Source organism: Paenibacillus sp. FSL R10-2788 (genome assembly GCF_038003885.1).
Taxonomy (GTDB): domain Bacteria; phylum Bacillota; class Bacilli; order Paenibacillales; family Paenibacillaceae; genus Paenibacillus_AQ; species Paenibacillus_AQ odorifer.
Map to the genome: position 1 here is coordinate 792,795 of NZ_JBBOQA010000001.1, position 14,002 is coordinate 806,796.

Genomic DNA, 14,002 nt, shown 5'->3' on the forward strand with positions numbered 1-14,002 from the left:
GTCTTGGAGGTCAACATGCCATTACCGGAATCAGTCACGCAGATTTTCAAGCGTAAGCAAAAATCATACAAGATGGTCCTGATCCTATCCTTGATCGAAGAGCTGCGAGCCTTTCATCAGGAGCGCGTATCGTATGATCACGTGAAGCAGCGGTTTCTTAACTACTTTATAGCTGAACAGGATAGTGGAAACCGGGTAGATCTGCCACCAGGTCGAGAACTATGGAGTGATGCACCCAAAAGCCAGCTGAAAGATATTATTAACAGTCCAATTAATGCGCTCTCGCATATTTTGTTTGTGAACTCGGAGGATAACACCATAGGTTTTCATAGCCAGATTCAAAGACAGCTAGGGGAAGAGGAGCTATCGCAATTAGAGAGACTAGCTAATGACGAACTCCAGTCTTATAATGCCGCTTTGCAGCATTTCTCTTTGCAAGGTTATCTGGAGAAGATCATGGCGGAGTACACTTCTGCCAAAAAAGAAACCTTTGCAAGTCATGCACTAGGTACGTTATTTCGTCAGACACTTCCTTCTGAGCTCAAAGCGTTACCATTCTTAGATGATCAATATAAAATTCAAGGTTCTGTTGGTCAAGGGAATTGGGCAACAGTTCCTTGGCTTGCAATACTGGATAAGCGGATCACGGAAACGACTCAGCGTGGGGAGTATGTTGTGTATCTGTTTGCTGAGGATATGAGTGCTGTCTATCTTACTTTTAATCAAGGAGTGACGGCGCCTATTCAAGAGAAGGGGCGTAGAGAAGGTTATGCCTATCTGCGATCTCGAACACAAGACATACAAGGGCTCCTTTCACTGAACCATATGAATAAGGATGATAATATACACCTGGTAGATAGTGGTCTAGGTCAAGATTATCAGGTGTCTACTATCGCTTACATCAAGTATGAAAGAGGAGCCGTTCCGAATGACGAGCAACTAATCCAAGATCTCGAGAATGTGATGGAAGATTACCGTCTATATGTGGACACTGTGACTTCTACAGGTAATGTAGCTGATAATGAGGAAGTGGAAGTAGTGACGCAAGAAGCTGCGCCCTTACAGGATGAACAAGTAACAGGTATCCTCCACCAAATCCAATCCCACATCCGCCGCAAAGGTTTCTTCTTCCCTGAGCACCTTATTGAAAACTTTTACCTCTCACTAAAGACTAAGCCTTTTGTCATTCTGGCAGGCATATCGGGCACGGGAAAGACTCGGTTGGTGAAGCTGTTTGCTGAGGCTCTTGGTGCAACGGGAAATAACGGCCAGTTTACCTTGATCCCAGTGCGGCCGGATTGGAGTGATCCTGCGGATCTGCTGGGGTACAAGGATCTTTCGGGCAGGTTCAAACTGGGTCCGCTTACGGAAGTATTAGTAGAGGCGCGGAAGCCGGAGAATGGACATAAGCCATATTTTATCTGTATGGATGAGATGAACCTGGCGCGGGTAGAGCATTATTTCAGTGACCTGTTAAGTGTGCTGGAAACGCAGGACTGGCAGGAGGGGAAGATCCAGACACAGGATCTCATATCTTCTACCATGCTGGATACGCCTGAGGATCAAGTGAAGTTTGGCAGCCTCGGTATCCCGGAGAATGTGTTCTTAATCGGGACTGTGAATATGGACGAAACGACACATCCTTTTAGCAAAAAGGTACTGGATCGAGCCAATACAATAGAATTCAATTATATTAATCTGCAGCAGTATCCGGATTTGGGTGTGCAGGTAGAGACGGATGATCCCGCTGATCTTGCCGAACTGAATCATCTTTTTCTGCGCTCCGATTATTTGCAGCTAGTGGATGCCTATGATGCCAACAAGGAGCTAGTTGTTCGGACGACAGAGAGATTGGTTAAGATCAATGCTCTGCTTGAGGATGTCCTTGCTCATGTAGGTTTCCGGGTACGCGATGCGATTTGCTTCTATATGATCTATAACGAACGGTACAAGCTGATGAGTGAGGAAGAAGCTTTTGACTGGCAACTGCTGCAAAAGATACTGCCGCGCATTCAAGGGAGCCATTCATCGGTTCGCCGGGTATTGTTGAACTTGATGAAAGAGGCTCTGAGTACCAGATCTGGTGTTACAGTAGACTTCCCAGCTTTTATGGATGATGCTACTCCGCTGTATATGAGATGGGCTGCTGGACAAACTCCCCCTACGGCCAAACATCCACAAAGTGCGCGTAAATTGGCTTTTATGCTTAGGAGGCTGGAGGAAGATGGATTCACCTCATACTGGCTCTCTTAATCAGGCGGTAGAATTGCTCCGTGTAGAAACGGAGCTTTTTACGCTTTTTCTGCAAGGACGGCCTTATCATCCTACGGTGGAGACCTTGCAGCTTCATCGTTCTTCTAGTCAGGAGTGGGTGAATGCGCAGCTTGGGCTTGTTTGCTCCGAACGGCTTGGTAAGGTTCAGATTAAAGTGTTTTCCCCTGAAGTCCACGGAATGGTGGACTGGCAGCCGGGGGAGTCTGTTTTTCCTTGTTTTTATGAGACACAGTCGTATGAGCTGGTGATCCAGAGGAAGACCGCTGCTAACCTCTCTTTTTATCATGACAATGTGCTGCTTCGGCAGGCAATTAAGCCCCTAGGTGAGTCTATTCTTGCGGGTGTGCTGAACTTTGGGAATGAGGTCGGTTTGACGGAATGGGAGATCCGCAGTTCGGGACAGGCTTTGCTGCGGGTAGAGATGGAGATCTTCCCCTCTAAAATGGATTACAAGCTGGATTACCAGAATATTTTAAATGAAGTGAATGAGCAGATTTATAACTTGGCTTTTGATTTTTTGCGCAAAACCTACCAACTAACAGGCTTGCGGGAGACGCAGCATCAGAGCCTGACGGAGTTTTTCACCATACTTCAGCATGTGTTTAGACAGCTCTTGGATGCCGTTGAGCGGATTAACAAGAATCCCAATTACGCTCTGCTTCAGGACCGCCGACTAGTGGATGCTAATCGGGTCAAAAAGGCAGGAAGAGAGAACATCCGCGAGCTCGCGAAGCATCCCGAACGATTAAGAGAAGACATGAACCATGGATTCTTGACCATCGGCAGCCGAAATTACACAGCCACACATTTAATGGAGACACGAAGACGCCTCGCCTATGATACTAATGAGAATAGGTTCATCCGCTGGATGCTGGAACGCATTCATGGAAAGCTGAAAGAGCTCAAGGGTCGCTGGAAGATTAAAAACCGAACCCCAGATCCATTACTTATAAAAAGGTTAGACAACATGCTCACTCAACTAGAGCGGGTGCTCAAGATGGATTTTTTGCGTGAGGTTGGAGTACTGAGGCAGATGTCCGTTACACTGGTGCTGCAGATGGCCCCTGGATACCGCGAGGTCTATCGCTGTTATCTAATGCTGCTCAAAGGCTTGTCGATCCAAGGTGATCTGCTGCGCCTGTCTATGAAGGATGTCGCGCAGCTCTATGAATACTGGTGCTTCCTCAAGTTGAATCAGCTTCTGGGTCAGAAGTATAAGCTGGTGAAGCAGGATATTATTAAGGTGAATCGGAATGGTATTTTTGTTACACTTGACCGCTCGCAGAGCGCTAAGATGGTGTACGAGAATCCAGTTAACGGAGAGCAGTTCATCCTGTATTATAATGCGATTCCTAGCTCGGATAAGGCACCGACGCTCAATCAGCGTCCGGATAATGTGCTGACACTGAAGAAGAAGGATGCTGGCAAAATCAAAGAGTATAAGTATGTTTTTGATGCGAAATACCGATTAAATCCGGCTTATGAAGGGACTTCCTATCACCGCACTTATAGGCAGCCTGGTCCTGAAGAGGATGACATCAACACCATGCACCGTTATCGGGATGCCATTGTGTATCAGGAGAAGGGATCGGAAGAATATGAGCGAAGCATGTTTGGCGCCTATGTTTTATTCCCCTACCCGGATGAGGAGCGGTATAAGACCCACCGATTCTACAAAAGCATCGAGCTATTGAATATTGGCGCTTTGCCATTCCTACCGAATTCTACAAGCCTAGTGGAGCGATTCTTGGATGAGATTATTCAGGATAGTCCGGAAAAAGCTTATGAGCGTTCCACCCGTCCGCGCGGCACGAAAGAATACTATGCCAACCAACTCGCGGGCAAAAATGTGCTTGTTGGTTCTGTCCGGGGACCCGAACAAGTGGAGGTGGCGCTGCGGAAAGCTTTTTATCATATGCCGTTAAGGAATCTTGCAAACCAGAAGATCCTAACGCAAATTGAATACGTAGCGATGTGCCAATCCCGTAAAAAGTTCATTGATCCTGCAAAAACGGGGATTCACTGGGTAGGGAAAGTAGCGGATTGGAAGGTGCTGCGGCGTAATGAGATTAAGGAGGTTCCTTGTCGGCCGGGTACAGAAGAGGACCTTTATGTACGATTTACGGTTGAGGAATGGGAAGGAATTATGTCTCCTATCATGCTAGGTGGTCAAGGAATACAAACGGTGCTCTATACTAGTAAATATATTATGGATCGTGCCTTAGAGATTGCGGAGCTTCGCCTGGAAACGGAGAGTGACCTTCGTGAATGGCGTGAGAAGCGCCGAAAGGGCAGAGTGAAGGTGAAGTTGGATCATGAGCAGTATGTGGACTTAGGGAAGGTTGTTGAAGTTCGGAATATTTAAGGTTAGTGAAAATGTAGTAAGGTGAACGAAAACATCATCGAACTCAAGCTGAATCATACGTAAGTGGAATTGGCTATAGTGTAGCTAGCACGAATACTTTAAGTATTCGTGCTAGCTTCTGGTTTTGAAGTGATGGTGTATAATTCGCAAAATGTGCTAAAAGAGGTATACTCCGGTGAATTATTGTTTTTTTGGTTCGTGACAGATTAAATTGGAAGATTAGTGCTGTGAAAATTATAAATGAAATGAAAGAGAATTTCATTTGAACAATTGAAGTACATAAATTATGAAATTAATTGTAACGCAGAGATTCTCCCCTTTTTTACCTCCCTATATCCACCTCGCAATTCTAGTATCAACGCTTTCGCGGATAACACTCTTTTACCGCCATTGTTTCGTCCACTTGCCTATAAGCTCGCCGAAACATCAGCTGACCTTGTTCATAATAGATTTCCCCTTATCCCACAAATTGGGTTCGAAGTTGCTGTATCTTCTATTGAATGAATGTTGAAAAAAGCCGCTGGCTTCCGCGTTTTTTACTCACTATCCACAATTATCAAAACATTTTGTTAATGCTCCGCCCGTTTTTCCGTATTAACATATGTAAGTTTCTTCACAACAAATTGCGCAATTTGTTTAGCTTTTCGATGAAGGTGAGGTGGAAGGAGGGTGGAGATGGAGGTTATTCAGGGTAAAGTGGAGCGTTACATGAATACCGAAAGATCACGTGAAGCTATCATGTCCAAAGAGGAATTTACCCGGATGTATGATACGTACTACCAACGTGTTTACAAATATATCTGTTATCGGATTAATAACCACCACGCGGCAGAGGACATATGCAGTCAGGTGTTTGAGACTGTGATGTGTAAGTATTATAGTTTTTCACAAGAAAAATCGAATTTTGAGGTGTGGCTGTTTGCCATTGTAAGAAATGCTGTGACGGATTACTTTCGGGCGCAGAAGAAAAGAAGCTATACCTCACTGGATTCGTTGCTGGAGCTTATATTTCCCAAGCCGTCTCCTGAGGAGCTGGCGATCCGTGAGGATAATAATCAGGCACTATTCAAGGCGCTCTCCAAGCTGCGTGAGAAAGAACGCAATATCATTGCAATGAAATATGGGGCTGGGCTGAAAAATTCCGAAATTGCACAGATCATGGGAGTTAGTGAGTCCAATATCGGTGTCGTAGTATATAGAAGCTTGAAAAAACTGCATATTTCCTTAAAGGCAGGAGGGTTCAAAAATGAATAAGAAAGATGATCTCACCAAATTCAGCAAGACCATAGAACGGCTTGAGAATGCCGAACAGGACAGCACTACCGCCAAAGAAAGAATCTATAACCGCTTGATATACAAATTGGACCATGGGGCTCTTAGCCCCCAATCAGAGATAAAGGACGGGATAACGATGAAAAAAAACAGCTGGAGAAATGCAATAGTGATTGGCAGTGCAGTAATTTGTCTGGGTGGAGCATTCTCTGCAACCTCCTATGCACAGGATATGTTCCAGTCGATCATGGCAAAGTTTGAAGTGGGAAATCTCGAAATCACACAATACGATAAGGAAATCCCATCGGCAACACAGTCAATGACTCCATCTGAAGATGCCCAAGGTGGGGAGAATGCGGTCATTGAATTGCCGGTTGCAGCTAAGTTGAGTCTAGATGAAGCACGTGCAGCACTTGGCATGAACTTCCCGGCACCCGATTGGATGGGAGACTATGAGTTTGTGAATTGTGTTCTTCAGGGGACCAGCATGGTTGAAGTGCAGTATAATTCCGGTGAGAATGCTGTGAATTTTCTAATCTCCAAGGGCGGGGACAATGGGATCAGCACTACGGAAGAAGTGAAGACAGAAGTAATTAACGGGACTAAGGTTTATTATGCAAATGGAATTGTGATTTGGGAAGAGGATGGCTATACAGTAGAGTTGTATTCCCAAGTAGACTTTGACCAAGCTACACTAGGGAAAATCATTGATAGCTTTAACATTGGTGCTCCTGTTCAGCCTTTAGAGCAAGGTCAAGTGAAGGAGAACTCGCAAAAGAATGGCGCAGCAGTTGCAGCTCCGGCTCCGGCTCCGGCTCCGGCTGTAGATTCAAAATAAAAGACTTACTCCGGGCAGCAGCAGCCTATAGTTACACACAGAAGACGCGAGGGGATTAGTCCCCTGAGCGTCTTCTTTTTTGAGCACACTTTTATAGAACGTTCCCCAACCATTGCCACCCCCCAAAAACAAAAGTATAATTGATAATGATTATCAATTGATGAATGAATAAAGAGTTAAGTGCATTTATATAAGCAGTAAAGAGGTGACAGAATGCAAAAACAATCGCAGAAGACAGATTTAACTGAAGTTAGAAGATATATAGAAGAGAATTTCACGAAGCACTTGTCTTTAGCACATTTAGCTAATCTTTCTGGACTTAGTTCCAGTTATTTTTCCTCGGCGTTTAAACAGGAATATATACAAAGTCCAATGGAGTATGTTACCCAGCTGCGGATTCAAAAGGCTAAACAATTATTGCAGAAACAAGACGTTCGCTTGAAGTTTATAGCAGAGGCTGTTGGATATAGTGATGAGTTCTATTTTAGCCGAGTGTTCAAAAAGGTTGAAGGGATCTCGCCAACGATGTATTCCAGCCAGCAAAAATCTCATATCGGTGTTGTAACTGGGAATATGATGGGGTATCTACACGCGGCAGGGATCATCCCGTTTGCTGCACCTTTAAGTGCAAAGTGGACACCGTACTACTATAATTTGTGGGCGCAAGAAATCGAGCATAAGGTAACCTTGACGCAAAACAAAAATTACTGCAGCCCCAATGAGCTATTGCATTTGCCAATTGATCTTCTTATTTCTCCCAAAGATTTGTCGTCAGAGCTGGTAAAACGGATAGAGGATCATTTTCCAATCTATTGGCTGGATGATAAGCAAGATTGTTTAGTAGCCTTAACTGAACTTGCTGCCCGACTAAATAAACAAGAAGAAGCGAAACAGTGGATCACACAGTATAGGGCAAGATTGGAAGACGTTCGGCGCAGGTTAGACTGGACCTCTACACCACCTAAAGTTCTAGTTATACGTATCTATCAGCAGCAAATCTTTGCTTATTGTAATACAGGCATTCAGCATCTTTTATTTCAGGATTTGGGAGCGGAATCTAGTTATGAGCAGCCCGGTCTATATAATACTGAGATTACTTTTGATGAATTAGGTAAATTGAAGGTAGATAAGCTGTTTACGATTATCTGCCCCGATGATGAGTCACGAGCAACATGGCATCATTTGCAGAGAGAGGTTGGGTTCAGACAGTTAGAGGCTATTAAGCAGCAACAAATCTATGTTATTCACTCCGATCCTTGGTTTGAATATTCGCCTGTAGCTTTAAAGCGGATGCTAGAGGAAGTTGCAGTAATGATGATACCTTGAAAATGTACATGTCTAATCATAAGATGTTACATGGTCAATGCGTCCTATCTCTTATACACTCAATACTGAGAATGATTATTATTGAGAATATAGGAAAGAGGGAAGGTCTATCATGAAGGGGTTTAATACAAAAACAATAAGTTATGTTGTAATGGTTGGTTTATTATCCATTCTACTAACAGCTTGCGGCGGCAATAATACAGCTAATCAGCAAGCAACAGATACTCCAGTAACAACCAGTGAAGCGAGTGCAACTGCAACCGATGAACCCGCTGTACAAGAAACGGAAGTAGCGGCTAGAGATGCGTTTGTAGTAACAGACCAAGTAGGCAATACAGTAAACATTCCGGGGACTGTACAAAAGGTGTATGCCCCTGGTCTAGAGGATTACTTAGTTACCCTTGGTGTAACCCCAGTAGCCCAATGGTCCACGGGTGAAAGACCGCAGCAGTATCTACAGGATACGTTAAGTGGTGTAAAAGAAATCAGCTTCGCTAATGGTGTTCCCTCTCCAGAATCTGTAGTAGATTTGGAGCCGGAATTAATTATATTCCCCACTGCTTTTTATGCACAAAATGGTGTTTATGAAAACTACTCGCAAATTGCTCCAACTTACGTGTTTAAGAATGCACTCGGCAATGTAGTGGAGGCCACAGAAACGATTGCGAAATTGCTAGGTTTAGAGGATAAAGCAACAGAAGCTATTGCTGCTTACAATACAAAGCTAGAAGCAACTAGAGCACAGTTAGCCAGCGTTTCTGCCGGTAAAAAAGCAATTTATATTAATGCGAATGCCCGTGCGATCTTTTTAGTGGGTAACTTCCATTACGGGGGTTATGTGCTGAGTGAGCTAGGCTTTGCTCAAAGTGCTCTTGTAGAAGGAGAAATGTCCGCTGATATTTCGCTGGAAATGTTGTCTGATTTAGACGCTGATTATATCTTTATTAACGATAATGATGGTCTGGGAGATGCTTTCCTGGCAGACATTAAAGCTAGTCCTTTATGGAAGGCGCTGCCTGCAGTTCAAGCAGGTAAAGTGTTCGAGGTGGATGGCGATCACTGGAGATCCAGTGGATTAATTGCTTATCAAAAAACGATGGACGATATTGTAGCGTTCCTGCTGCCATGATTATCAAACCGTACGTAAAACCAAACTATGAAACGATGTTGATCACGAGTAAAGCTAATCATAAGGACTATGAAATTTTTATTGCCAAACCTTTGGATGAGCCTGCAAAAGATGGCTACGGTGTCATTTATGTTCTTGACGGTAATGGACTTTTTGAAACCGCAGCAGAAATCACCCGATTGCTGACGCGTAAGCCTAAAGGCTATCCACCCGCGATTGTTGTTGGCATTGGTTATCCTGGGGGTGAGGCGTTTGATACCGTGCGTCGAACCTATGATTTAACCATGCCAGCCGAGCTCGCGAATTTACCGAAACGTCCCAACGGGGAGCCTTGGCCAGCATTTGGCGGGGCAGATGAGCTGCTAGCTTTTTTTGAAAAAGAGTTAATGCCAGCCATTGCCCAGCGGTTCGTTATCAATAAGCAGAAGCAAGCATTGTTTGGTCATTCCTTTGGCGGATTATTTGTTCTGCATGCGTTGTTTACACAACCCACCTTGTTCTCACATTATATTGCAAGTAGTGCTTCCATCTGGTGGAATGATTACGCACTTTTAAAGGAGTATGAGAATTTTAAAGCTGATTTACACAGCAATACGCTAAGTCAGTTACCTAAAACGCTTATGATTGCCGGTGGGGAAGAGCTGGATTATATGGTCAAGGATAGCTTGGATTTATGTAACAGCATGATGGCCTTACACCTTCCAAGCTTTGAAGTAAGCTGGGCATTGCTTGAGCAAGAGGAGCATGTGAGCGTAATCTCGGGTGCGATTAGTCGGGCCGTCAAATTTTTGCTTACCACATCCTCTGACTTAAGTTAGATAGAAATCATATTCGTTTGCATCTGAGCTGGCCCTTGGCTGGCTCTTTTTGTAAAGTGAAGGGAAAGGGTTGGAAACATTGGCCGCAAATGTTCAGAAATCATCACTAGCAGGAGAAAAAAAGTTCTCCTTTTTATTATTGCTAATCCTCATGCTCCTCCTATTAATAGGCGTATTAGTGCTTGCTATGGCCCTTGGCGCGAAAAAAATACCCTTCGCAGATGTATTCATGTCGATCATCGCTTTTGATGATAAGGCGTCTACTCATCAGGTGATCCAGTCGATTCGTTTACCCCGGGTACTTGCCGCTATGGCAACAGGCGCTGGATTTGCAGTAAGTGGAGCGATTATTCAAGGGATTAGTCGCAATCCTTTAGCCGATTCGGGGATTCTTGGATTAAATGCTGGGGCAGGGGTCACGTTAGTTATTGCTATGGTTTTCCTGCCGACGATTTCATTCACAGGTACACTTTGGCTCTGTATTCTAGGTGCGGGATTGGGAGCGGGTTTAGTCTTTAGTGTGGGTTTATTAAGTAAACGAGGCATGACGCCTATTCGGCTTGTATTGGCGGGTGCTGCCATCTCTGCTATGCTAACTGCCCTAAGTGAAGGAATAAGTATCTTTTTTTCAGTGGCTCAGCAGGTGGCTTTTTGGTATGGAGGAGGTTTAAGTGGCATTAGCATGGCCCATCTACAGCAAATGTTGCCTTGGATGCTTCTTGCGCTATTACTTGCCATCGTAATTTCAAAGTCGATTACTATACTTTCTGTAGGGGATGAGACAGCGGAAGGGTTAGGCGTTAATATAAAACTTATCAAAAATCTTTCGCTTTTAGCCGCATTTATGTTAGCTGGGATTTCATGTGCTTTAGCCGGATCTGTAAGCTTTGTGGGCTTAATTGCTCCTCATTTGGTACGTTACATAGTGGGTGTGGATTATCGTTATATTATTCCATTATCCGCAATTCTGGGAGCCACCCTTGTTGTGCTTGCTGATTTAGTGGCACGAATCGTAAATGCCCCTTATGAAATACCTGTAGGTGCTGTAATTGCGGTTATTGGTGTTCCGTTCTTTCTATATTTGGCTCGTAAAGAAAGGCGGGAGCTATAGTGAAGCTAAGATGGAAGTTTATAATTATAGCAATCATTTTACTGCTAGGCTTTATATATAGTGTATCTACTGGTCAAAGCAGCTTAAGCTTACAAGAGTTATGGCAAACCGTATTGGGAAATGGAACACCGAGACAGGAGCTTGTACTTTTTCAGTTCCGTATTCCACGTATGATCTTGGGTTTTCTAGTAGGTGGCGCGTTGGCAATAGCAGGAATGCTGCTGCAAGCCATAAGCCGAAATGCGTTAGCAGACCCGGGTATACTGGGGATAAATGCTGGTGCTGGATTATCCATGATGTTATTTTTACTCTTACAAAATAGCTCAACCGGCTTACATACTTATGTTCAGCCACTGTATGCTTTATTGGGCGGATTTATCGTTGTCGCTCTATTATTTATGCTTTCTTATGATCGTAATCAAGGCATTATTCCCATTCGATTAATTTATACTGGTATTGCTGTTGCGGCTGCGATTAGTGCATTTATGATTGTGTTAACCTTCGTACTAGATCCTTCGCAATATCAGATGATTAAGGTGTGGCTGGCAGGGAACATAGGGAATAGTAATTGGAGCCACGTGTATGCTATGCTGCCTTGGTTACTTCTTATTGTGCCTTTATTAATTCGGAATCATCTTATATTGGATGTACTAAGGCTTAACGATCCTGTAGTCATTAGTTTAGGGGTATCTCTAAATAAGTATCGCGTTTGGTTTTTAGTATGTAGTGTATTATTGGCGGCACCAGCGGTTGCTGTCAGTGGGAGCATTGGATTTGTAGGACTAGTAGTTCCACATTTAGTTAGACGACTCTTTCGTGGCCATAAAATAATGATTCCCGCATGTTTATTAATCGGTGGCGGATTAGTTGTTATTGCAGATGCGCTTGGTAAAATGGTAGTAGCCAATACTGAAATACCAGCAGGAGTAATCGTGGCTTTAATCGGTGCTCCATACTTTTTATATTTATTGATTAAAAGTGAATAACTGAAAAAAGCTATTGTGTGATTGGTGCTGGAAATAAAAAAAGAATGCCTTGATTATGCTATAATCCAAGGCATTCTTTTTTATATCGTTTTCGTGTTCAGCTTTTCTAAAAGAACTTTCCACCAGTGTATAGATTGCTCAAGTTGAGAAGCGTAGTAGCTTTCCATGAAATCTACACTTTCACGAGTGGAGCTATCTACATCTATTTGCTGGTAGATTTGATTTAATTGATCTTTTTTTATAAGTGACTGTTCAATTTTCTTCTCGATAATCGGGATCACTTTATCAGTCTCTACAAAACGAAGATTCACAAGAGCGACAATCATATCTGAAATAGATTCTGCATCTTCTATTACCTTATAAATTTTGAGCGGGAGCTGCTTACGCCCTTTATGGGTAATGGAAAACACCTGTTTGTCTGGACGATGTTCTTCTTTGATGATCTCTACCTGTTCAACTAAGCCCTGTTTCGTAAGAGATTCAAAGTGATAATACAGTTTGCTTTCAGATAGATTGAGCAATTTATCAAAAGGAATAGGGGTGGATAGTTCTTTTTTTAATTTATAAGGATAATTATTTTCATCCATTAACTTACTTAAGATATAAATTTGAATTGACATCACAGAACCCACTCCTAATTGTTGGCTAAACTCTATCTTACCAAACCTAGGCGGTTATTTCAGCTGTATTTTTAACTTCAACGGGCAGTATAGTTTCTTTAGTCAAAGGTACAGGTTTATGAACAAACCGGACGATTACAATGTTAATCATCATAGCCCCGGCAAATACGCCTGCTAATCCCCATAAGAAGGGTGCTGGACTAATAGAACCAAACATTTGTGCCAAATAAGCTTGCACAGAATAATACATCGGGGTGATGCGGCCGAACCAATCGTATGGTGTATACATCATATCACGAGGCATGGTAGCACCATTGGCGATGGTTTGCATGAGCAGGATTGGAATATTTAAGACCATACCGCCTTCGCCAACTAGGAAGACCATAATCGCACACACGTTGAATGCAGCCATATACATTAGAATTTGTTGAGCAGCAACTGGTAACAGTAAGGATAGGTCTACATCTGCAACAGAGAAGGCAATGGTTAAAGCAACGACTGTTGATAATACAGCGATTAATAAAGCTGTGAATTGAACGAACATAAACAGTTTTGTCTTGCTTGCTTTCCCGCGGTTCGCTTTAAAAGAAGCAACTAATTGCATGGAGGCAATCATTGCCCCAACATAACCAGCCATAGTTAAGAACATAGGTAACATGTTGTTGTGCATGCCGTCCGGAACATCATTGATGACAACATAATTCCCGACATAGCTATTTTCAATTTGTGTAGCCATTGCGGTGGCTTGTTCTTCTGGTACGTTAAAGTTCATTAACACACCTTTTGCGGTTTGCTCTGAGAAGTTCGCGCTTAATTGTTTGTTAATTTCTCCTACAACGGAAGACATGGCTGAAGATACCATGGTGGCAGAAGCTTCGTTGACTGTGAAATCAATACTTGCGGATACCTTACCGCTTTGAACGTTGGCTGAAAATTCTTCTGGAATATGGACAACTAGAGCTAACTTATTATGTTCTAATTCATCCATCGCTTTTTTATTCGATACATCGGTTTTTATCGTTTTGAATGGTAAACTCTCCGAGAACTGACTCGAAATCTGAGCCCCATATTGACCTGCATCATCATTGACAATAGCAATTTTTAAATCATCCATGTTCCCTGGAAGTGCTGTATACCCTGGTAAGAAAATACCAAGCATCGCAATGGCATAGAACACACCCATAAAAATAGAACCAATGGCCCCTTTGGACTTCAAAAACTGTGAAAACTTCAACTGTATTCCTTCTTTCTTCTAAATAACAC

Annotated in this window: 11 protein-coding genes; 9 read left to right on the forward strand and 2 right to left on the reverse strand. The window is 43.2% G+C overall.

Going from position 1 to position 14,002, the window contains the following annotated elements; translation table 11 throughout:
- The first annotated feature begins 15 nt into the window (after positions 1–15).
- From NSQ50_RS03500 to NSQ50_RS03540, 9 genes are all read left to right on the forward strand, one after another.
- Positions 16–2,253 (forward strand): MrcB family domain-containing protein, encoded by a 2,238-nt coding sequence (locus NSQ50_RS03500; RefSeq protein WP_076098729.1) that lies wholly within the window; start codon positions 16–18, stop codon positions 2,251–2,253.
- Positions 2,225–4,639, forward strand: a complete 2,415-nt coding sequence (locus NSQ50_RS03505; RefSeq protein ID WP_076224369.1) for a restriction endonuclease-like protein — start codon at positions 2,225–2,227, stop codon at positions 4,637–4,639. The genes NSQ50_RS03500 and NSQ50_RS03505 overlap by 29 nt, the downstream gene beginning before the upstream one ends.
- Positions 4,640–5,314: 675 nt before the next feature.
- Positions 5,315–5,893, forward strand: coding sequence for a sigma-70 family RNA polymerase sigma factor (locus NSQ50_RS03510; RefSeq protein ID WP_081383426.1), 579 nt, complete (start codon positions 5,315–5,317; stop codon positions 5,891–5,893).
- Positions 5,886–6,749 (forward strand): hypothetical protein, encoded by an 864-nt coding sequence (locus NSQ50_RS03515; protein ID WP_076224367.1) that lies wholly within the window; start codon positions 5,886–5,888, stop codon positions 6,747–6,749. Before NSQ50_RS03510 ends, NSQ50_RS03515 begins: the two co-directional genes overlap by 8 nt.
- Positions 6,750–6,962: 213 nt before the next feature.
- Positions 6,963–8,075 carry a helix-turn-helix domain-containing protein gene (locus tag NSQ50_RS03520; protein ID WP_076224365.1) on the forward strand — a complete coding sequence of 371 codons (1,113 nt, stop codon included), beginning with the start codon at positions 6,963–6,965 and terminating at the stop codon, positions 8,073–8,075.
- Positions 8,076–8,187: 112 nt separating this feature from the next.
- Positions 8,188–9,204 (forward strand): ABC transporter substrate-binding protein, encoded by a 1,017-nt coding sequence (locus NSQ50_RS03525; RefSeq protein ID WP_076179112.1) that lies wholly within the window; start codon positions 8,188–8,190, stop codon positions 9,202–9,204.
- On the forward strand, positions 9,201–10,022 hold the full coding sequence (locus NSQ50_RS03530) for an alpha/beta hydrolase (protein ID WP_036684811.1): 822 nt from the start codon (positions 9,201–9,203) through the stop codon (positions 10,020–10,022). Before NSQ50_RS03525 ends, NSQ50_RS03530 begins: the two co-directional genes overlap by 4 nt.
- A 70-nt stretch (positions 10,023–10,092) precedes the next feature.
- Entirely contained in the window at positions 10,093–11,133 is a 1,041-nt protein-coding gene (locus NSQ50_RS03535; RefSeq protein ID WP_036684813.1) for a FecCD family ABC transporter permease, read from the forward strand.
- A complete protein-coding gene (locus NSQ50_RS03540; RefSeq protein WP_162164281.1) occupies positions 11,133–12,119 on the forward strand; it encodes a FecCD family ABC transporter permease in 987 nt (328 codons plus the stop codon). Before NSQ50_RS03535 ends, NSQ50_RS03540 begins: the two co-directional genes overlap by 1 nt.
- Positions 12,120–12,199: 80 nt before the next feature.
- Here NSQ50_RS03540 and NSQ50_RS03545 read toward each other — a convergent pair whose 3' ends face one another.
- Complete coding sequence (locus tag NSQ50_RS03545; protein ID WP_036684816.1) at positions 12,200–12,739, reverse strand: PadR family transcriptional regulator; 540 nt, start codon at positions 12,737–12,739, stop codon at positions 12,200–12,202.
- Positions 12,740–12,785: 46 nt separating this feature from the next.
- Entirely contained in the window at positions 12,786–13,973 is a 1,188-nt protein-coding gene (locus NSQ50_RS03550; RefSeq protein WP_036684818.1) for a YhgE/Pip domain-containing protein, read from the reverse strand.
- Positions 13,974–14,002 lie beyond the last annotated feature (29 nt).

Coding starts and splice junctions, on each gene's coding strand:
- NSQ50_RS03525 (WP_076179112.1), top strand. CDS start 8,188: ATGAAGGGGTTTAATACAAAAACAATAAGTTATGTTGTAATGGTTGGT.
- NSQ50_RS03505 (WP_076224369.1), top strand. CDS start 2,225: ATGGATTCACCTCATACTGGCTCTCTTAATCAGGCGGTAGAATTGCTC.
- NSQ50_RS03520 (WP_076224365.1), top strand. CDS start 6,963: ATGCAAAAACAATCGCAGAAGACAGATTTAACTGAAGTTAGAAGATAT.
- NSQ50_RS03500 (WP_076098729.1), top strand. CDS start 16: ATGCCATTACCGGAATCAGTCACGCAGATTTTCAAGCGTAAGCAAAAA.
- NSQ50_RS03515 (WP_076224367.1), top strand. CDS start 5,886: ATGAATAAGAAAGATGATCTCACCAAATTCAGCAAGACCATAGAACGG.
- NSQ50_RS03510 (WP_081383426.1), top strand. CDS start 5,315: ATGGAGGTTATTCAGGGTAAAGTGGAGCGTTACATGAATACCGAAAGA.
- NSQ50_RS03530 (WP_036684811.1), top strand. CDS start 9,201: ATGATTATCAAACCGTACGTAAAACCAAACTATGAAACGATGTTGATC.
- NSQ50_RS03545 (WP_036684816.1), bottom strand. CDS start 12,739: ATGTCAATTCAAATTTATATCTTAAGTAAGTTAATGGATGAAAATAAT.